The sequence below is a fragment of the Pseudomonas sp. A2 genome, assembly GCF_023100865.1.
GTDB lineage: Bacteria > Pseudomonadota > Gammaproteobacteria > Pseudomonadales > Pseudomonadaceae > Aquipseudomonas > Aquipseudomonas asiatica.
In genome coordinates, this window is sequence record NZ_CP039127.1 from 5,926,307 (window position 1) to 5,946,224 (window position 19,918).

A 19,918-nucleotide genomic window follows, 5' to 3' on the forward strand; every position below is an offset into this window, starting at 1 on the left:
GTACGAACAAGCCAAACGCCATCAGCGCCCAGCCAAGTACCAGGGCGGCGGTTGGCACGCGCTCGGCCACCTCCATCAGATAGCTGCCTAGCGCCACGTAACCCACGAATTGCGCCGCCACATAGGCCTGCTGCGCACGGCCCAAGGCAACCTCGAACTTGCGAAATAACGCCAGCTCCTGCTTGGCCTGCGGGTAGCGTGCGGCCACATCGGCCGGGCGCCAGCCGGTGGGCATGAACCAGATGCGCAGCTTGTCCCACAGGCTGTCGGCGCGCCGGGCGTCGTGCCAGAGCTGGGCATAGAACTGCAGGTTGGCCCACAGCGGGTTCCAGCTGGCCAGCGGCGTGGTCACCCCGAACACCACCGGCTCGGCTGGGTCCTCCTCTTTGAAGGTGCCGAACAGACGATCCCAGAGAATGAACACGCCGCCGTAATTGCGATCCAAGTAAGCAGGATTTTGCGCATGGTGGACGCGATGGTTGGATGGCGTGATCAACACCCACTCAAGCCAGCCCAGCTTGGGAATGTGCCGGGTATGCACCCAGAACTGGTACAGCAGGTTGAGCGACGCCACCGTGATGAACACCAGCGGCGGCACACCGAGCAACGCCAGCGGCAGGTAGAACAGCCACGAGAAGATGAACCCGCTGCTGGTCTGGCGCAGCGCCGTGGTGAGGTTGTATTCCTCGCTCTGGTGATGCACCGAGTGCGCAGCCCACAGCACGTTGCGCTCGTGGCCAAGACGATGCAGCCAGTAGTAGCAGAAGTCGTACAGGACAAAGGCCAGCAGCCACACCCACCAGGCCTGCGGCGGCAGGCGCAGCAACGCCATGTGCTCGAACGCCAGGGCATAGGTCACCAGCCCCACCCCTTTGGTCAGCAAACCGGTACTGGTCGACAGCGCACCGGTGCTGAGGCTGTTGATCGAGTCGGCCAGGGTGAAGTTGCGCTGGCCGCGCACACGGTCGGCCAGCAGTTCGACGGCGATAAGCACGAAGAAGAACGGCACGGCCAGCAGGATCAGGTCCATGGGTACGACCTCAGGTGTTATCCGCCAAGATTAGGCCGCGCTTGCAGGAATCCCTATGGCTACATCTGCCAAACTAGAGGACATTTAGCGCCTCGACAGTGGAGTAAAAAGCATGACAAAAAAAGTAGCGGTGATTCTTTCCGGCTGTGGCGTTTATGACGGCGCCGAAATCCACGAAAGCGTGATCACCCTGCTGCGCCTCGACCAGCGTGGTGCGCAGGTGCAGTGCTTCGCGCCGAACATTGCGCAGATGCATGTGATCAACCACCTGACCGGCGAGGAAATGCCCGAATCGCGCAATGTGCTGGTGGAGTCGGCGCGCATTGCCCGCGGCGAGGTCAAGGACATCCGCGAGGCCAAGGCCGAAGACTTCGATGCGCTGATCGTGCCGGGCGGTTTCGGGGCGGCGAAGAACCTGTCCAACTTTGCCATGGAAGGCGCCAACTGCAGCGTCCACCCAGATGTGCTGGCCCTGGCCGAAGCCTTTGCCGGTGCCTGCAAGCCGGTTGGCCTGATCTGCATCTCGCCGGCGCTGGCGGCGAAGATCTACGGGCCAGGCGTGGTCTGCACCATCGGTACCGACGCTGGCACTGCGGCGGCCGTGCAGAAGATGGGTGGCACTCATGAAGAATGCGATGTGCACGATATTGTCGAGGACACCCAGCGCAAGCTGGTGACCACCCCGGCGTACATGGAGGCCAAGTCGATCAGTGAAGCGGCTGGCGGGATCTACAAGCTGGTGGATCGGGTGCTGGAGCTGACGCACGAGTAACTGGTGCAAGATTCAGAATCTGACGCGGTCCCTGTGGGAGCGGCCTTGTGTCGCGAAAGGGCCGCAGCGCGGCCCCGGCAATTTATGCGGCGAAGCTGAAAATCCTGGGGCCGCTTCGCGGCCCTTTCGCGACACAAGGCCGCTCCCACACGTCGTGTCCATCCTGCCAGCCGGGTCGCTTCAGGGTTTGGACAACCGGGCGATGATCCGGTCCAGCGCATTGGCAAACGCCTGCTTCTCGCGCTCGCCATAAGGCGCCTGCCCTCCCCCCACCTGGCCCTGCTCGCGCAACTCGGTAAACAAGTTGCGCGCCGCCAGCCGGTCACCCATGTTGCGTTCGTCGAACTCGCGCCCGCGGGGGTCCAGCGCCGCCACGCCCTTTTTCACCAGGCGGTCGGCCAGCGGCACGTCACTGCAGATCACCAACTCACCAGGCACGGCGTGCTCCACCAGGTAATCGTCGGCTGCGTCCATGCCGCTGGGTACCACGATCAGGCGCACGATAGCGAACGCCGGCTTGGCCACAGCCTGGCCCGCCACCATCACTACCTCGAACTTGCGCTTGAGGGCGAACTTGACGATCAGATCCTTGGCTGCCTTGGGGCAGGCGTCGGCATCGATCCACACACGCATCGGAAAACCTCGCAATCAGCTTGAGGCCCCCATCATGCCTCAAGCGCAACGAAAGCTGCAGCGGCCACCCATTAGCGCTGGAAAAATGGCGCCAATATTTCAATTGCCGCTTATCCGACCTCGCCACTCAGGCTACACTCGCCACAGCCCCGCTGGCCTGCCCGAGTGCGCAATGAACCACCCCCACGAAATCCGCCCCGACCTGGACGAAGGTATCGACCGCAAGGTCCTGGCGACATTGCGTGCGCGCTTCCTGCGGCTCAACCAGGGCCGGCTGCAGCGGGCCCTGGAGGGCCTGTCGACGCGCCAGCAACAGGTGCTGACACTGCTGCCGCTGCTGTTTCATGTGAACCACCCGCTGCTGCCAGGCTATGTTTCCGGCAGCACTCCTGCCGGCGTATCGGGCTACGAGCCAGGCGCCGATCTTGTAGTCGAGGCACAGCGTCTTGCCCGCTCGTTCACCTACAAGGCCCGTCATGGCAATCCGCCGCGGCCGATCCACGGCCTGTTCCTGATGGGCAGCCTGGGCTCACTGGCCCAAGCCGAGCAAAGCGACATGGACCTGTGGGTTTGCCACGCCCCGGGCCTGGCCGATGAGCTGCTGGACGAACTGCGCCGCAAATGCCAGCTGCTTGAGGCATGGGCGGAAAGCCTGGGTGCCGAGGCGCACTTCTTCCTGATCGACACGCAAGGTTTCGCCCAGGGCCAGCGCGAAGGCCAGCTCGGCTCCGACGATTGCGGCACCACCCAGCACTATCTGCTGCTGGACGAGTTCTACCGCACCACTATCTGGCTGGCCGGGCGCACGCCACTGTGGTGGCTGGTGCCGGTCTACCAGGAACACGATTACCACACCTATACCCAGACCCTGCTGTCCAAGCGTTTCATCCGCAGCCAGGACGCCCTCGATCTCGGCAACCTGGCGCACATCCCGCCCGGCGAGTTCGTCGGCGCCGGCTTGTGGCAGCTGTTCAAAGGCATCGACTCGCCCTACAAGTCGCTGCTCAAGCTGCTGCTGACCGAGGCCTATGCCAGCGAGCACCCCACCGTTCGCTGCCTGAGCCTGGACTACAAGCAGGCAGTGTTCGCCAACCAGCTAGACCTCGACGAGCTGGACCCCTACGTGATGGTGTACCGGCGCATCGAGCGCTACTTGCTGCAGCGTGGCGAACACGCGCGCCTGGAGCTGGTGCGGCGCAGCCTGTACCTGAAGGTTAACAAGAAGCTCAGCGACCCGACCCGGGCCAATGGCTGGCAACGCCGGCTGTTGCAGCGCCTGGCCGACGAATGGGGTTGGGACGAGCGCCAGCTGGCCCTGCTGGACAGTCGCAATCAATGGAAGGTGCAGCAGGTTGCCATCGAGCGCCGTGAACTGGTGGCCGAACTGAACCATAGCTACCGATTTCTCAGCCAGTTCGCTCGCACCCAGAACGCCAGCAGCCGCGCCGACCAACGCGATCTCAATGTGCTGGGCCGGCGCCTTTACGCCGCCTTCGAGCGCCGCGCCGGCAAGGTCGAAGTCATCAACCCCGGTATCGCCCCGGACCTGGCCGAAGGCACCCTGACCCTGGTACAAGCGCCTAATCGCAAGGAGCCCGGCAGCCATCACTGGGAGCTGTACACCGGCAACCTGAGCCCCCATGAGGTGGACCACTTCAGCCCGCTCAAACGCTGCCGCGAGGTGCTCGAGTTGCTGACCTGGGCTTATCGCAATGGAGTGATCGACAGCAGCACGCGCCTGGCGCTGCACCCAGGTGTCAGCGACCTCAGCGAATTCGAGCTATTCAACCTGATCGGCTGCCTGCAGCAGAGCATTCCCCTGCCCTTGCCGACCGTCAGCGAGGTGCGCTTGTTGCAGCCGAGCGTTGCCGACGAGGTGCTGTTGCTGGTCAACGTCGCCATCGACCCGCTGCGCCACCACCGCGACCTGAACATCCTGATGACCACCGAGCGCACCGACTCTTTGAGCTACGCAGGCGTGCGCGAAAACCTGGTCCTGACCCTGGACCAGGTCATCCTCAACAGCTGGAACGAAGTACTGGTCCAGCGCTATGACGGCGAGCACGCACTGGTGCGCTGCCTCCGCGACTTCCTCAACAGCCCCGTGCCGCGCGGACACCGGCCGAAGGTGCGGGTGCGTTGCTTCTGCCAGAGCCGCGCCCAGGCCATCGGCCAACGCGTGGAGGAAATATTCGACACCGTACAACTGCTGCTGGACCAGGGCCTGAACCACCGCTACCTGCTACAGGTGGCCCAGCACACCCATGTGCTGGAGCTGATGGCCGGGCATGTCGGCCTCACCACCTTGGCCGAGCATGAGGCACTGCTGAACCATCTGGGCGAAGAACGCAGCGCCTACAGCCCACTGTACCTGGACGCCAACGCCCTGCAGGACCACGACCTGCCCCTGGTGCTGGAGCAAGGCCGGCCGTCCTGCATCCAGGTGTTCTACCGCCTGCAGGGTGGCTGGGCCGAGTTGTATGTGCTGGATGAATACAATGCCCTGTGGCAGCAACGCCTGCCGCTGCACGACGAAGCTCACTTGCTGTTGCCGCTGCAGCGTTTTCTGCGCTCGGTGGTGATGCGCCGTGATGCCCGGCTACCGCTGGACACCCAGCGCGCGGCTTCACTGGACATCCACTACGCGCAACTGTTGCCTTCCGGGCCAGGCAAGGCGCGCAGCATCGAGCCGCGCCAGGCGCCGGTCGAGGGTAGCGACCAGCCTTACTATGAGGTGCAGGCGATCATCCAGGCCGGGGTGGCAGGCGCGGCGCACGTGACGCTGTATTGCGACCAGCAGGAGTTTTCCGAACTGGAGCATGGTGAGCAGTTGTATGCGGTGGTGGCCCGGCAGATCATCGGGCAGCGACGTGGTGCAGGGCAGTACCGCTGCTACATCACGGACCTGGATTTGTCCGAGTTGCTGGATGACCAGCTGGGGTCGACGCAGCTGTATCTGCGCTACAAGCGGGAGCTGGAGCAGGCTTTGAACGAGGGGTTGGAGCAGGTTTTGGCAGAAGGATCCTGAGTTGCCGGGGGACACATGTCGGAGCGGGTTCACCCGCGAACACCGGCGAAGCCGGTGCCATACACCGCGTCGCCTTCTTCGCGGGTAAACCCGCTCCCACAGCGGCCCCCCTGGCCCTTACAGGTCGAAATCCCCCGCCGCTTCCGGCTGGTATTCCACTTCCAGCAGCTTCAGCTTGAGGGTCTTGCCCCCCGGGGCCGGCCAGTCGATCTGTTCGCCCACCGACAACCCCAGCAAGGCGCAACCGATCGGTGCCAGGATCGAGACCTTGCCTTCCGGCCCGGCATCCTTCGGGTACACCAGGGTCAGGTGGTAGTCCTTGCCGCTGGCTTCCTCACGGCAGTGCACGCGCGAGTTCATGGTCACCACACCAGCCGGGACTTCCTCGTGACCGACCACCTGCTCGGCGCGGTCCAGCTCGCCCTGCAGGGCGAGCACACCCGGCGTACTCTCGTCGAGGCTGTCGATCAGACGCTCCAGACGTTGTACGTCCAATCGGGTGAGGATGAGGGAAGGCTTGGTGCTCATGATCCAGTCAGACTCCTTTGAACAGGCGGTTTTCATCGTGCAGATAAAGCAAAACCCCGCCCAAGGGCGGGGTTTGTGAAGGCTTTGGCGTCACCGACGCAGAACCCGACGTTACCACAGCCGGGTAAATACTCAAGCCCCTGCGATCAGTGTGCCTTAGCCTGGTCGCGCAGGGCCTGGGCCTCGCGGCAAATCTGCCGGCGCCGTTCGTCATCGGCCGAACGCCATTCACGGATATGCTCGACATGCCGGTGGCAACCTGTGCACACCCGCTGTTCGTCCAGCCGGCAAACGCTGATGCACGGCGACGGCACGGCGGGGCTGACGTTGCTGTAGAGCGGTTTGGGCGGCCGGGCCTGGGTACTGCTCATGTCAGATCTCGTCGAAGTCCAGCTTCTCGCCGGCCCGCTCCCAGACGATGCGCTCGAGCATTTCGCCCAGCAGCTCCTCGCTCTTCTCGCACACCCACTTGCCGCTTTCTTCGTCGTAGTCGAAGTGGAAACCGCCGGAACGGTCGGCCAGCCACAGCTGGCGCAGCGGCTCCTGGCGGCTGAAGATCAGCGTGCTGCCATTGTCGAACTTGATGGTCAGGACACCAGCGGAGTTCTCCATGTCCAGGTCCAGGCCGCTCTCGTCGAACAGGTCTTCCAGGGCCTGTTGGGTCGCGTCGACCAGATCATGGAAACGCGCTTCACTCAAACTCATTGCAGGAACCTCGAAATTGGCTGCGTTACAGGCAAGCCCGGCAAGATACGGGCGCTTGCCGCCGAATGCAAAGGTTTAGCCGCTACCTTCACTTGCCCCTTCGCGGCTAAAGCCGCTCCTACAGGGCCCGAGACCAGTGCAGTACTGTAGGAGCAGCCTTGTGCTGCGAAGAGGCCGGCAAGGCTGCGATATGTGTTGCCAGTACCGGCCTCTTCGCAGCACAAGGCTGCTCCTACGGTACTGCACATGGCGTGAGGCCAATGCGGTCGAGGTGGGAGCGGCTTCAGCCGCGAAAGGGCCCTTGCAGGCGGTAAGAATAGCCCGCCCGGCGGGCCGGCCCTTGCATAGGCAAGCCGTCGGTCGCTCGGTATACTCGGGCGCAATACTGCATATTTCTAAGGATTTCACCCATGAAGCGCCTGATTTCCTCCCTCGCGGCGCTGGTCGCTGTTGCCTGCCTCGTTTCGGCCTGCGGCCAGAAAGGCCCGCTGTACCTGCCTGAAGATGGCAAGGACGGCAAAGCCAGCCACAAGTCGCACCAGTACCAGCCAAAAGCCAAGCCGGCCCCGACGCAGGAGCAGCAACCCGAGCTGCAGTCCGAGCCCGAGCAGTCGCCAGCGCAGTAAGGAAACCAGATGAACGCTTTCAACTACCGCGACGGCGAGCTGTTCGCGGAAGGCGTGGGCCTGTCGGCCATCGCCGAACGCTACGGCACCCCGACCTACGTGTATTCGCGCGCCCACATCGAGGCCCAGTACCGTAGCTACGCCGATGCACTACAAGGCACCGAGCACCTGGTGTGCTTCGCGGTCAAGGCCAACTCCAACCTTGGCGTGCTCAACGTGCTGGCGCGCCTGGGCGCAGGCTTCGACATCGTCTCCGGCGGTGAGCTGGAGCGCGTGCTGGCCGCTGGCGGCCGTGCCGACCGCGTGGTGTTCTCCGGTGTCGGCAAGACCCGCGAGGACATGCGCCGTGCCCTGGAAGTCGGGGTGCACTGCTTCAACGTCGAATCCACCGACGAACTGGAGCGCCTGCAAGTGGTGGCCGCCGAGATGGGCAAGGTTGCCCCGGTCTCGCTGCGGGTCAACCCGGACGTCGACGCCGGCACCCACCCGTACATCTCCACCGGCCTGAAAGAGAACAAGTTCGGCATCGCCATCGCCGACGCCGAGGCCATCTACGTGCGGGCCGCGCAGTTGCCGAACCTGGAAGTGGTCGGCGTCGACTGCCACATCGGTTCGCAGCTGACCACCGTCGAGCCTTTCCTCGATGCCCTTGACCGCCTGCTGGTGCTGGTAGACCGCCTGGCCGAGTGCGGCATCCATCTGCGCCACCTGGACCTGGGTGGCGGCGTCGGCGTGCGTTACCGCGATGAGGAGCCGCCGCTGGTGGCCGACTACATCAAGGCGATCCGCGAGCGCGTCGGCGACCGCGACCTGGCCCTGGTGTTCGAGCCGGGCCGCTACATCGTGGCCAACGCCGGCGTCCTGCTGACCCGCGTGGAATACCTCAAGCACACCGAACACAAGGACTTCGCCATCATCGATGCGGCGATGAACGACCTGATCCGCCCGGCCCTGTACCAGGCCTGGATGGGTGTCAGCGCGGTCAAGCCACGCGCAGGCGAAGGCCGTGCCTACGACCTGGTCGGCCCGATCTGCGAGACTGGCGACTTCCTCGGCAAGGACCGCGTGCTGAACCTGGCCGAAGGTGACCTGCTGGCCGTACAGTCCGCGGGCGCCTATGGTTTTGTCATGAGCTCCAACTACAACACCCGTGGCCGTTGCGCTGAAATCCTGGTCGACGGCGACCAGGCCTTCGAAGTACGCCGCCGCGAGACCATCGCCGAATTGTACGCTGGCGAAAGCCTGCTGCCGGAGTAAGCCCATGCTGCTGCGTTTTACCAAGATGCATGGGCTGGGCAACGACTTCATGGTCCTCGACCTGGTCAGCCAGCACGCGCACATCCAGCCCAAGCACGCCAAGCAATGGGGTGACCGCCACACCGGCATCGGCTTCGATCAGTTGCTGATCGTCGAGGCGCCGAACAACCCGGAAGTGGACTTCCGCTACCGCATCTTCAATGCCGACGGCTCCGAGGTCGAGCAGTGCGGCAACGGTGCGCGCTGCTTCGCCCGCTTCGTGCTGGACAAGCGCCTGACCGCGAAAAAGCGCATTCGCGTGGAAACCAAGAGCGGCATCATCGAGCTGGACGTGCAGAACGACGGCCAGATCAGTGTCGACATGGGCCCACCGCGCTTCATCCCTGCCGAAATCCCCTTCGTCGCCGACGAGCAGGCGCTGAACTACCCACTGGAAGTCGACGGCCAGGTGCATTCGATTGCCGCCGTGTCCATGGGTAACCCGCATGCCGTGCTGCGTGTCGACGACGTGCGTACCGCCCCTGTGCATGAGCTGGGCCCGAAGATCGAAAACCACCCACGCTTCCCGCAGCGGGTAAATGCCGGCTTCCTCCAGGTCATCGACCGCCACCGCGCCAACCTGCGGGTGTGGGAACGTGGTGCGGGCGAAACCCAGGCCTGCGGCACCGGCGCCTGCGCCGCCGCCGTGGCGGCGATCAGCCAGGGCTGGATGGACTCCCCGGTATCCCTCGACCTGCCCGGTGGCCGCCTGCACATCGAATGGGCCGGCCCCGGCAAGCCCGTGCTGATGACTGGCCCAGCCGTACGCGTCTACGAAGGACAGGTTCGTCTCTAAGCGAGTAACCGCCATGACCGATCAGCCCCAGGTTGTACCCCAGCAGTCCGCCGAGCTCGATGCCGAAGCGGTGGTCGCCTACCTGCGCGCCCACCCCACCTTCTTCGCCGAGCACGACGAGTTGCTGATCGAACAGCGCATCCCTCACCAGCGTGGCGACAGCGTGTCGCTGGTGGAGCGCCAGCTCAGTTTGCTGCGCGACCGCAACATCGAGATGCGCCACCGCCTGTCGCAACTGATGGACGTGGCCCGCGACAACGATCGGCTTTTCGACAAGACCCGCCGGCTGATCCTCGACCTGCTCGACGCCGGCAGCCTGGAGGAAGTGGTGATGGCAGTCGAAGACAGCCTGCGCCAGGAATTCCAGGTGCCCTTCGTCAGCCTGATCCTGTTCGGCGAAAACGTCGCGCCGGTCGGGCGCTGGGTGAGTAACGCCGAAGCGCAGCAGGCCATCGGTGCCCTGCTGGGCGGCGGCAAGACGGTCAGCGGCAACCTGCGCGAGCACGAGCTGGCCTTCCTGTTCGGTGAAGAACAGCGCCGGGAAGTGGGCTCCAGCGCCGTGGCTGCCCTGGAATACCAGGGCCTGCACGGGGTGCTGGCGATCGGCAGCCGCGACCCCCAACACTACAAGAGCAGCGTCGGCACCTTGTTCCTTGGCTACATTGCCGAGGTGCTTGGCCGCGTTGTGCCACGCGTTACCCAGACCCTGCGCCCGGTACGCTGATGGAACGCCAGCTGGAGGCTTATTGCGCACACCTGCGCAACGAGCGCCAGGTGTCCGAGCACACCCTGCTGGGCTACCGTCGCGACCTGGACAAGGTGGTCGCCTACTGCAAAGAACATGGCATTACCGGTTGGCAGGCGCTGCAGATCCAGCAGCTGCGCCAGCTGATCGCCCGCCAGCACCACCACGGCCAGTCCTCGCGCAGCCTGGCCCGGCTGCTGTCGGCGGTGCGTGGCCTGTACCGCTATCTCAACCGCGAAGGCCTGTGCCAGCACGACCCGGCCAGCGGCCTGAGCGCGCCCAAGGGCGAACGCCGGCTGCCCAAGGTGCTGGACACCGACCGCGCCCTGCAACTGCTTGATGGCGGTGTCGACGATGACTTCATCGCCCGTCGTGACCAGGCCATCCTCGAACTGTTCTATTCGTCGGGCCTGCGCCTGTCCGAGCTGACCAACCTCGACCTCGATCACCTGGACCTCGCCGCCGGCCTGGTGCAGGTGCTGGGCAAGGGCGGCAAGGCCCGCGTGCTGCCGGTCGGCCGCAAGGCCCGCGAAGCCTTGCAGGCCTGGTACCGCCTGCGCGGCATCGGCAACCCGCGCGACCGCGCGGTTTTCATCACCCGCCAAGGCAACCGCATCAGCCCACGGGCCGTTCAGCAACGGGTGAAGGCGGCCGGTGAGCGCGAGCTGGGCCAGCACCTGCACCCACACATGCTTCGCCATTCCTTCGCCAGCCACGTGCTGGAATCGTCCCAGGACCTGCGCGCGGTGCAGGAGATGCTCGGCCATGCCGACATCGGCACCACGCAGATCTATACCCACCTGGACTTCCAGCACCTGGCCGCGGTGTACGACAGCGCCCACCCTCGGGCCAAACGCAGCAAAGGCACAGACTCATGAGCATCAAGCTGATCACCTTCGACCTCGACGACACCCTGTGGGATACCGCGCCGGTGATTGCCAGCGCGGAAGTCGTGCTGCGCGACTGGCTCGAAGCCAACGCCCCGATCCTTGGTGGCGTACCGGTGGAGCACCTGTTCGCCATTCGCGAGCGCCTGGTACAAGCCGAACCCGGCCTGAAGCACCGTATCAGCGCCCTGCGTCGACGGGTGCTGTTTCATGCCCTGGAAGAAGTCGGCTACAGCGAAAAACATGCGCAGGAGCTGGCCAACGAAGGTTTCGAAGTATTCCTGCATGCCCGCCACCAGGTGGAGATTTTCCCGGAGGTGCAGCCGGTGCTGGAGATCCTGCGCCATCACTACACCTTGGGCGTGGTCACCAACGGCAATGCCGACGTAAGCCGGCTGGGGCTGGCGGACTATTTCCGCTTTGCCCTGTGTGCCGAAGACCTCGGCATCGGCAAGCCGGACCCGGCGCCGTTCCTCGAAGCCCTGCGCCGCGGTGACGTGGAGGCCAGCGCAGCGGTGCACATCGGTGACCACCCGGGCGATGACATTGCCGGCGCCCAGCGCGCCGGGCTGCGGGCGGTGTGGTTCAACCCCCAGGGCAAGGCGTGGGTAGGCGAACAGGCGCCGGACGCCGAGATCCAGCGCCTGTCGCAGTTACCCGACATCCTTGCGCGCTGGCGCTGACAGGTACTGCACAGCCCTCGAGGCCTGCGCGGCCCTTTGTAGGAGCGGCCTTGTGTCGCGAAAGGGCTGCGAAGCAGCCCCAGGGTTTTCGCGTAGATGCACGAATTGCTGGGGCTGCTTCGCAGCCCTTTCGCGACACAAGGCCGCTCCTACAGGGACCGCGTCAACCTGGCCTGAACAGCAGGCACAAAAAAGCCCGCAGCGACGGCGGGCTTTTTTTCGATCAGCCACTCAGATAGGGCGGCTGCCGTACTTGTTATCCGGCTTCTTGGGCGGATCGGCGACCACGTTGGCCTCGACTTCCTGAACCTTGCCGCCGCGAGCGAGGAACTCTTCCATGGCCTTGGCCAGGGCGTCACGCTCCTTCTGCTTGGCTTCCATGCTCGGCATCTCGTCTACCGAGACCGCGGCCTTGGATTTGCCCTTGGCAGCGGGTGCCGGGCTGCTGTCGTCATCGCCAGCGTCTTCGGCGCCATCATCAGCTGCCGCTTCGAGGCCTTCATCGCCCTCGTCTTCGTCGCCTACTTCGAGGTCATCATTTTCCAGATCGTCGTCGCTCATGTTCTACCTCATGACTTGCGAAAAGCAGGTTAGTTATAGACCAGTGCAGCCGTAGACCGGCAGCCACCAGTGAAAATTCAACTGGCCGTGGGTTAGGCCACTGCCCTAGGGTCGGCGCTCCTGATGGGAGGCGGCACCCAGCAGACCCTGCTCCTGGCAGGACCTGACAAATCCTTTAGCCCCTGCTGGCCACACGCTATTGGCAAGCCTAGCAAAGGCTGGCGAAGCGTGTGGACTACTCGTCAAACACCCTTCGGCGCGCATTCTAGCGCGCCAGCAGAAAAAGCAAAGCACCATGAATGCTCTGCGTTTTGTAAGATTTCCGCCTACGTCGCGAACGTGTCGGATAAACCGTTTGCCGTGCGGGAAATGCTAAAAATCTGGCAAAAAAATGCCCGGCAAGCCGGGCAAGTTTTTACCGCGTCGCAGTTACAGGTTGTAGCCGCGCTCGTTGTGCTGAGCCAGGTCGAGGCCGACAGACTCTTCTTCTTCGCTTGCCCGCAGGCCCATCACCACATCAAGCACCTTGAGAATCACGTAGGTGACGATGGCGGTGTAGACCACGGTGAAGATCACGCCCTTGGCCTGGATCCAGACCTGCATGCCGATGTCGGTGACGGCACCGAAGCCGCCCAGCGCCGGAGCTGCGAACACACCGGTAAGGATGGCGCCGACGATACCGCCGATGCCGTGCACGCCGAAGGCGTCCAGGGAGTCGTCATAGCCCAGCTTGCGCTTGAGGCTGGTGGCGCAGAAGTAGCAGACCACACCCGAGACCAGGCCGATCACCAGGGCACCCATGGGGCCTACGGTACCGGCAGCCGGGGTGATGGCGACCAGGCCGGCGACCACACCCGAAGCGATGCCCAGGGCGCTCGGTTTACCGTGACCGATCCACTCGGCGAACATCCAGCCCAGGGCCGCGGCGGCGGTGGCGATCTGAGTCACCAGCATGGCCATGCCGGCGGTGCCGTTGGCAGCCGCGGCAGAGCCTGCGTTGAAGCCGAACCAGCCGACCCACAGCATGGCCGCGCCCATCAGGGTATAGCCCAGGTTGTGCGGAGCCATCGGGGTGGTCGGGTAGCCCTTGCGCTTGCCCAGCACCAGGCAGCAGACCAGGCCAGCGATACCGGCATTGATGTGCACTACGGTGCCGCCAGCGAAGTCCAGCACGCCCCAGTCCCACATCAGTGCACCGTCACCGCTCCAGACCATGTGCGCGATCGGCGCGTAGACCAGGGTGAACCAGATGCCCATGAACACCAGCATCGCGGAGAACTTCATGCGCTCGGCGAAGGCACCGACGATCAGCGCCGGGGTGATGATGGCGAAGGTCATCTGGAAGGTGATGAATACCGCTTCAGGGAACAGCGCGGCAGCCGAGGTCAGGTTCGAGGGCGTGACGCCGCTGAGGAACGCCTTGGAGAAGCCGCCGACGAAGGAATTGAAGTTGAGCACGCCCTTTTCCATACCAGTGGTATCGAAGGCCATGCTGTAGCCGTAGACGACCCAGAGAATGCTCATCAGGCCAGTGATTGCAAAGCACTGCATCATCACCGACAGCACGTTCTTGGATCGCACCATGCCGCCATAGAACAGGGCCAGGCCCGGAATGGTCATGAACAGCACCAGCGCCGTTGCGGTGAGCATCCAGGCGGTGTCGCCGGAGTTCAGCGCTGGGGCAGCTTCCTCTGCCAGGGCAAGCCCGGGCATTACGAGGGACAATAGGGCTCCTAGCCCTGCGATCTTACGCAGAGTCATGTTGTTTTCTCCTGGGGCGTTGGGTTTGGTGAGGCTTTGTTGCTGCTTAGATCGCGTCGGTATCGGTTTCGCCGGTACGGATACGGATCGCCTGCTCCAGATTCACCACGAAAATCTTGCCGTCACCGATCTTGCCGGTGTTGGCTGCCTTGGTGATGGCTTCGATTACCCGATCAAGGTCCTTGTCATCGATGGCGACATCGATCTTCACCTTGGGCAGGAAATCGACCACATATTCAGCACCGCGATACAGCTCGGTGTGGCCCTTCTGCCGACCGAAACCTTTGACTTCGGTGACGGTGATGCCCTGCACGCCGATTTCCGACAGCGACTCGCGCACGTCGTCCAGCTTGAACGGCTTGATGATGGCTGTGACTAGCTTCATGAAACTCTCTCCCGATTTGGTGGACTTGCCCCAGGAAAACAAACCCGTCTCAAGTCTAAGCGCAGCGGTTGGCTTTGTAACGCGTCGTCGGCATCCGGCTCCGCGTGCGCACTGCCTGGTCACAAGGAACTGCATCAGTGCATGGCTCGCACTGGTCTTTGCAGAAACCTTGCCAGTTCCGTCAAAGCTCGGGAAAACAGGGAGTTATGTGAATCAGTCGGGATTGGCCAGTCGCCAGCATGGGAAACATGCACAATTTCGGTGCACCTCGACCTGCTGCATCGCTCGAAAAATGTGCAGTTTCAGATGAGCGCTGCTTTCTGTAGGAGCCAGCGACGAGGCCGGATGCTCATGCATGCGTGTTACACTGCCGGCCATTTCCCAGTATCAGTGGACAGCCCCATGCTCGCGCCCAAAGCCCTTCTCGATGCCCTGAGCGACCAGGCATCGCGCCTGTTCAGCAGCGATACCGCCCAGCCCCGCGCCGAACTGGAAAGTCAGTTCAAGGTGCTGATGCAAGGTGCCTTCAGCAAGCTGGACCTGGTCAGCCGCGAAGAATTCGACAGCCAGATGGTCGTACTGGCGCGCACCCGCGCACGCCTGGAGGCTTTGGAAAAACAAGTGGCCGAGCTGGAAGCCCGGCTGAACCCGACCCCACAGGATGAGTGAATGCAACCCTCCAGCGCATACCCGGTACTGTTGTTTTCCTACGGCACCTTGCAGGACAAAGCCGTGCAGCTCGCCAACTTCGGCCGCGAACTGAGCGGCCAGGCCGACCGCATGCTGGGCTACCGCCAGGACTGGGTCGAGATCACCGACCCGGCCGTGCTGGCAGCCAGCGGCAAGTCCCATCACCCTATCGTCGCTCCCAGCAGCCAGGCAGACGACAGCGTGGCCGGCATGGTCTTCCAGATCAGCGAAGAAGAGCTGGCAGCGGCGGATCGCTATGAAGTCGCAGACTACAAGCGCGTGGCCGTAACGCTCGCATCGGGCCTGACCGCCTGGGTTTATGTACGCGCCTGAGCCCTTCCGGCGCACAGCAGGCACGAACCCGACGGGGTGACAATGCAGGGGAAAACCCTGCCTGAAAAACCAGGACGCACACTTCTTTCGCCGGTCCGGGCCGTGCTCGCTATTCTTGCAAAGCCGCAGGAAGCGGCCCTCTTCAGCGACAACGGAGCGTCCATGTCCCTAGCCCTCGTCCACAGCCGCGCCCAGGTGGGCGTGCAGGCACCGGCGGTCAGCGTCGAAACCCACCTGGCCAACGGTTTGCCCCATCTCACGCTGGTCGGTCTGCCGGAAACCACGGTCAAAGAGAGCAAGGACCGGGTACGCAGCGCCATCGTCAACTCCGGTTTGAACTACCCGCAGCGGCGCATCACCCAGAACCTCGCCCCCGCCGACCTGCCCAAGGATGGCGGGCGCTATGACCTGGCAATTGCCCTGGGTATCCTCGCCGCCGATGGCCAGGTACCAACGGCCACCCTTGCCGAGGTCGAATGCCTGGGCGAACTGGCGCTGTCTGGCAAGTTGCGCCCGGTGCAGGGCGTGTTGCCCGCAGCACTGGCGGCACGCGAAGCAGGCCGGGCGCTGGTGGTGCCGCGGGAGAATGCCGAGGAAGCCAGCCTGGCAGGCGGGCTGGTGGTGTATGCGGTGGGGCACCTGCTGGAACTGGTCGCCCACCTGAACGGCCAGGTGCCATTGCCACCGTATGCCGCCAACGGCCTGATCCTGCAGCAACGTCCGTACCCGGACCTGAGCGAAGTGCAGGGCCAACTGGCGGCCAAGCGTGCGCTGCTGCTAGCGGCGGCCGGGGCGCACAACCTTTTGTTCACCGGGCCTCCCGGTACCGGCAAGACCTTGCTTGCCAGCCGCTTGCCGGGGCTGCTGCCACCACTGGACGAGCACGAAGCACTGGAAGTGGCGGCGATACAGTCGGTCAGCGGCCATACGCCACTGAGCAGCTGGCCGCAGCGGCCCTTCCGCCATCCGCATCACTCCGCCTCCGGCCCGGCACTGGTCGGCGGCAGCAGCCGGCCGCAACCGGGCGAAATCACCCTCGCCCACCATGGCGTGCTGTTTCTGGATGAACTCAAGTTTAGGTTGACTTGTCAACACTGTAGATGCGAAAAATCATCTCGGCGTCGCGTCTCCGACATCCGTCTGTTCGCTTCCTTAAATTTGGCTGTTCAGAAATGCTCAACTTGGTTAGGGTAATCGCATATCGCCAGCAGTGGACGGCGGGGCACCTAGATCGAGAGAACGCGACATGATTAAAGGGACTGTAACAATGTCGGCGGTACCAGACCGCAAGCCGAAAACCGACTGTTTTATGCTGTTCAAAGTCGCCAGTTTGAAAAACATACAGAGCCTCCAAAAGGGTTTGCTCTACCTCAACAGCCTCGCTTACTTCTCTCAGAATCAAGAAAAAGATATTCAGAGCCTGCGATTCGACTCTCACGAACAAAGCTATCTTCGATTAAGCTCAGGATCCGATTTAAAAGGTAGACGCGAGTTAGCGATAGAGATTGATGGAAAAGAATATCCATTAGGCCCTGAGTCAATATTGCACCTGACCATGCCCAAGCCTGAAGAAACAATGATTTTTTCTATGGGATGTCTTGCAGAGTCTCAACCAGAGTTTCAAGCTTCTGGTGAATTCGGGACTATTAAGTTGAGCAATAGATTCATCGAGTTCGGCACACACGCATTAAAAATTGATGACCGTAGAGAATTTTTTCAAAGACTGGGCAATGCGTTATCCAGCCATCCACATCTCTACAACTCTGATTTTTTTGAGGGCGGACATGGTCAAGTTGAATATCTTGAAATGGACGACTATAACGGCCCGCTTGGTGCATTCAGAAAGCCAAAAAGCTATGATTGGCAAAGGGAATATCGCATCTGCATTGGCGCTGAGAAGATTGCTCAAAACTCGAAAGGCGCTCTCGAATTAAACATCGGAAGCCTCGAAGACATATCTACGATTTTGACAATCGACCAGCTAACCACGCCTATAAATTTTAAGCGCGGAACCATTACAGTCAAGGCTAAGAACCTTAATGAGTCATAACTGGTCGCGCATCAAACCTGCGACCCGAACCGAACATTTGAAATTTACGGAAAATACAAAGCAATGAAACGACCACTAGTTAGCCTTCAAGACAGAAAAAGTGGATGCTTATCTATCATGGCCACGATCCCCTTGGGGGCGTATCTGAACCTAGTGGAACAAGCATACAGCAATATGGGCGGCATTGAAGGCCAGCGGGCTCCTATAAGAAGCAAGACAGGACTCAAGATCAGATCCCGCTTAGTAGAAGATATCAGGCAAGGCGCGGTGATTCCGCCAATAGTCGTAGGCGTAGTCTGTTCACAAACTGACTATACCGACCTGGAATCTGTAACTGAGTCGGTAGACTTGATAGAAGAAATACAGAAACGTAATCTTGACGTAAGTATCATCGACGGAATGCAGCGTACGACAGCCCTTCTTGAATCTGAAATTGCAGATCAGCCGGGTTCCGAGATCAGAGTTGAAATTTGGCTCTCACACAAAGTAGAAAGCTTGATTTACCGCATGCTTGTCTTGAACACAGGCCAAGTACCGTGGGACTTGAAGCGGCAACTAGACACTCTTTATCGACCTCTACTAAAAAAAGTCAGTGCAGCTATTCCAGACGCTCGAATCATCTCCTTGGAGGAGACGTCACGACGCTCTGGCGCAGGAGACTATAAGAGCACCAGAATCGTTGAGCTTTTCCTTGCATTCACGTCGAGAAGCATTGACGTCGATGTTAAAGATAAAGTTGCCGAAGAGTTCGCTCGAGTCGACATAACAGAAGCTGCGGCCAATGACGAATACTTCCCTTTATTTGTAAGCTCATTGGAGCTTATGATAAACCTAGATCGACAATTTGACCGTATCGGAAGAAATACCATTGAACGCGATGAAACGACGCGAATTAAATCGGGGCGAGATATATTCACTTCCTCCCCTGGCTCTATCGGTTTCATCGTTGCTGTAGCTGAGCGACTGTTTGGCGGCCCCGGATTCGACTACACTCTTACTGAGGCTAAGCGACAGTTGGAAATTGTTAGTGAGACGATCAACAAAGTCGTCGGATACATGTCCAATCTTAGCGAAGATGAACTTTTTGACTTCCTTGAATTCGACACGCTAAACCGTATTCTGTCCACAGGAAAAACGAGCAGGATTGGTGAGCAAGAGAGGGCACGATACAAAAACGCTTTCGGCACACTGATAGAGCACTCGGATCGAGTTATTACTCAAGGCTCGATGGCTCCTTGCTGGTTGACGAGGTGAGCCGTGACGCAGAACATCGTTACATTTATCAACCGCGACCTTAGAGCTCTTGTCCAAGGTAATCTTGCGGAAGATGGTGACATAAGCAGGTTCTGGCTACAGCCATGCGACGCTGAGGACCCGAACTATGCTCAACTTTCCGAAGAAGGGCTCAATGCTTTTACAAACAGCAGCCTTGAAAACTATCTCGATATAGATGGAGTAAAAATAGGAACGCTAAACTATAATGGCACCGGAACGATAACTGCTTACAGCAATGACCGTTTGACCTACAACCTTGCTCCTGAAGATTTCGGGCTAGAGAATGCTGACCTTCATTTCATTCAGCTAGCTAAATTTGCAGCGACAGCACGCGTGCAATTCAATTCTCCGATCCCCCTAAGAGTGGCCAACGAAAAGATTTTCGACGAAGATCTTTTAGGTTACTTCCCGCCTATTTTGACATTTACTGTATCCGCGGATGAGGTTGGTGAGCACCCTTTAGCATCATACGTGAGAGTGATGCTATTCATCGAACAAGATAAGGCATTTGTTCGGGACCTGAAGGACGGCATAATAAGCCTTGCAAAAATAATCCCGAAAGAACAGCATGACTGGCTTTTCAATCAACTATACTCCGTGATCCGCTCACGAAAAGTAGAAAACGTTTTCCTGGGCTTGTACAAAATCCTAGAGTTTTTCTTTCCTCTACAAAACGTTCTTGAATTAAAAGAAAAAATATCATTTCAGGAATCAAATCTGAATTTGATCCGCCATTGCATTGAGACGCTCCAGTGGCATATAGGCCATTACAAAGGCGCGCAGTCATCGGTAAATTTTGCTAGCCACCGATTTGCCGAAATCGGCCTCGACAGAGCCTTTACTCACAAAAAATCCGAGGACGGCGATGACAACCCGAGAAAGGAGGCAGAGAGAAAATTCAAAATCAAGGCCATGGATTATCTTTCAAACATTCGCCATGATCTGACGCATCAGAATTTTAGCTATAAATCTTATGACTCTGATGAAATGATTCGTTGCTGCCAGGCACTAATTTCGTACTTAACCGAAGCCTTTTCTCAATACTCGGCAACCATCACTAAAGCTAGTTCACCTCCTGAACAGGTTCCATTAGCTGCCGAACAAGCCCCTCAAGATTAAGCTAACCTGGATGAG

20 protein-coding genes and 2 pseudogenes are annotated in these 19,918 nt (G+C 60.8%); 14 read left to right on the forward strand and 8 right to left on the reverse strand.

What is annotated here, in order from left to right; all coding sequences use genetic code 11:
• Window positions 1–403 precede the first annotated feature (403 nt).
• Window positions 404–1,030: pseudogene (locus E5221_RS27375) on the reverse strand (sterol desaturase family protein); the annotation flags it as partial.
• A gap of 112 nt (window positions 1,031–1,142) precedes the next feature.
• Between E5221_RS27375 and elbB the strand changes: the two are divergent.
• Entirely contained in the window at window positions 1,143–1,802 is a 660-nt protein-coding gene (gene elbB, locus E5221_RS27380) for an isoprenoid biosynthesis glyoxalase ElbB (RefSeq protein ID WP_169775119.1), read from the forward strand.
• A 180-nt stretch (window positions 1,803–1,982) separates the two neighbouring features.
• Here the strand turns inward: elbB and E5221_RS27385 are convergent, their stop codons facing one another.
• Window positions 1,983–2,435: a YaiI/YqxD family protein gene (locus E5221_RS27385; RefSeq protein WP_013974739.1), complete on the reverse strand. Its 453-nt coding sequence runs from the start codon at window positions 2,433–2,435 to the stop codon at window positions 1,983–1,985.
• 172 nt (window positions 2,436–2,607) lie between these two features.
• On the opposite strand from E5221_RS27385, the gene E5221_RS27390 reads away from it, so the two are divergent.
• Window positions 2,608–5,463 carry a class I adenylate cyclase gene (locus E5221_RS27390; protein ID WP_247846708.1) on the forward strand — a complete coding sequence of 952 codons (2,856 nt, stop codon included), beginning with the start codon at window positions 2,608–2,610 and terminating at the stop codon, window positions 5,461–5,463.
• A 117-nt stretch (window positions 5,464–5,580) separates the two neighbouring features.
• Here the strand turns inward: E5221_RS27390 and rnk are convergent, their stop codons facing one another.
• The 3 genes from rnk to cyaY form a co-directional block, all read right to left on the reverse strand.
• Complete coding sequence (gene rnk, locus E5221_RS27395) at window positions 5,581–5,991, reverse strand: nucleoside diphosphate kinase regulator (RefSeq protein WP_023661830.1); 411 nt, start codon at window positions 5,989–5,991, stop codon at window positions 5,581–5,583.
• A gap of 146 nt (window positions 5,992–6,137) precedes the next feature.
• On the reverse strand, window positions 6,138–6,362 hold the full coding sequence (locus E5221_RS27400) for a DUF1289 domain-containing protein (protein WP_013974742.1): 225 nt from the start codon (window positions 6,360–6,362) through the stop codon (window positions 6,138–6,140).
• A gap of 1 nt (window position 6,363) precedes the next feature.
• A complete protein-coding gene (cyaY, locus tag E5221_RS27405; RefSeq protein WP_004375540.1) occupies window positions 6,364–6,696 on the reverse strand; it encodes an iron donor protein CyaY in 333 nt (110 codons plus the stop codon).
• Window positions 6,697–7,106: 410 nt separating this feature from the next.
• On the opposite strand from cyaY, the gene E5221_RS27410 reads away from it, so the two are divergent.
• The 6 genes from E5221_RS27410 to E5221_RS27435 are packed head-to-tail and all read left to right on the forward strand — an operon-like array spanning window position 7,107 to window position 11,729.
• Window positions 7,107–7,322 carry a lipoprotein gene (locus E5221_RS27410; RefSeq protein ID WP_004375542.1) on the forward strand — a complete coding sequence of 72 codons (216 nt, stop codon included), beginning with the start codon at window positions 7,107–7,109 and terminating at the stop codon, window positions 7,320–7,322.
• A gap of 9 nt (window positions 7,323–7,331) precedes the next feature.
• On the forward strand, window positions 7,332–8,579 hold the full coding sequence (gene lysA, locus E5221_RS27415; RefSeq protein ID WP_015272250.1) for a diaminopimelate decarboxylase: 1,248 nt from the start codon (window positions 7,332–7,334) through the stop codon (window positions 8,577–8,579).
• Window positions 8,580–8,583: 4 nt separating this feature from the next.
• Entirely contained in the window at window positions 8,584–9,414 is an 831-nt protein-coding gene (gene dapF, locus E5221_RS27420) for a diaminopimelate epimerase (protein ID WP_013974744.1), read from the forward strand.
• Window positions 9,415–9,427: 13 nt separating this feature from the next.
• Entirely contained in the window at window positions 9,428–10,138 is a 711-nt protein-coding gene (locus E5221_RS27425) for a DUF484 family protein (protein ID WP_013974745.1), read from the forward strand.
• A complete protein-coding gene (gene xerC, locus E5221_RS27430; protein WP_247846709.1) occupies window positions 10,138–11,037 on the forward strand; it encodes a tyrosine recombinase XerC in 900 nt (299 codons plus the stop codon). The genes E5221_RS27425 and xerC overlap by 1 nt, the downstream gene beginning before the upstream one ends.
• Window positions 11,034–11,729: an HAD family hydrolase gene (locus E5221_RS27435; RefSeq protein WP_013974747.1), complete on the forward strand. Its 696-nt coding sequence runs from the start codon at window positions 11,034–11,036 to the stop codon at window positions 11,727–11,729. Before xerC ends, E5221_RS27435 begins: the two co-directional genes overlap by 4 nt.
• A 231-nt stretch (window positions 11,730–11,960) precedes the next feature.
• On the opposite strand, the gene sutA is transcribed toward E5221_RS27435, so the two are convergent.
• The 3 genes from sutA to glnK all read right to left on the reverse strand — a co-directional run bounded on the left by sutA (window position 11,961) and on the right by glnK (window position 14,436).
• Window positions 11,961–12,290, reverse strand: coding sequence for a transcriptional regulator SutA (gene sutA / locus E5221_RS27440; protein ID WP_013974748.1), 330 nt, complete (start codon window positions 12,288–12,290; stop codon window positions 11,961–11,963).
• Between the two features lie 429 nt (window positions 12,291–12,719).
• Window positions 12,720–14,051: an ammonium transporter gene (locus E5221_RS27445; RefSeq protein ID WP_015272254.1), complete on the reverse strand. Its 1,332-nt coding sequence runs from the start codon at window positions 14,049–14,051 to the stop codon at window positions 12,720–12,722.
• A 46-nt stretch (window positions 14,052–14,097) separates the two neighbouring features.
• Window positions 14,098–14,436 (reverse strand): P-II family nitrogen regulator, encoded by a 339-nt coding sequence (gene glnK, locus E5221_RS27450; RefSeq protein ID WP_002555808.1) that lies wholly within the window; start codon window positions 14,434–14,436, stop codon window positions 14,098–14,100.
• 402 nt (window positions 14,437–14,838) lie between these two features.
• On the opposite strand from glnK, the gene E5221_RS27455 reads away from it, so the two are divergent.
• From E5221_RS27455 to E5221_RS27480, 6 genes and pseudogenes are all read left to right on the forward strand, one after another.
• Window positions 14,839–15,105 (forward strand): accessory factor UbiK family protein, encoded by a 267-nt coding sequence (locus E5221_RS27455; RefSeq protein ID WP_015272255.1) that lies wholly within the window; start codon window positions 14,839–14,841, stop codon window positions 15,103–15,105.
• The gene (locus E5221_RS27460; protein WP_023662910.1) at window positions 15,106–15,459 is read left to right on the forward strand and encodes a gamma-glutamylcyclotransferase family protein; all 354 of its coding nucleotides are present in this window, start codon (window positions 15,106–15,108) and stop codon (window positions 15,457–15,459) included.
• 162 nt (window positions 15,460–15,621) lie between these two features.
• Window positions 15,622–16,530 (forward strand): annotated as a pseudogene (locus E5221_RS27465) (YifB family Mg chelatase-like AAA ATPase); the annotation flags it as partial.
• 175 nt (window positions 16,531–16,705) lie between these two features.
• Window positions 16,706–17,509 (forward strand): hypothetical protein, encoded by an 804-nt coding sequence (locus tag E5221_RS27470; protein WP_247846710.1) that lies wholly within the window; start codon window positions 16,706–16,708, stop codon window positions 17,507–17,509.
• A 117-nt stretch (window positions 17,510–17,626) separates the two neighbouring features.
• Window positions 17,627–18,763 carry a hypothetical protein gene (locus E5221_RS27475; RefSeq protein WP_247846711.1) on the forward strand — a complete coding sequence of 379 codons (1,137 nt, stop codon included), beginning with the start codon at window positions 17,627–17,629 and terminating at the stop codon, window positions 18,761–18,763.
• Between the two features lie 3 nt (window positions 18,764–18,766).
• On the forward strand, window positions 18,767–19,903 hold the full coding sequence (locus E5221_RS27480; protein WP_247846712.1) for a hypothetical protein: 1,137 nt from the start codon (window positions 18,767–18,769) through the stop codon (window positions 19,901–19,903).
• Window positions 19,904–19,918: the final 15 nt, after the last annotated feature.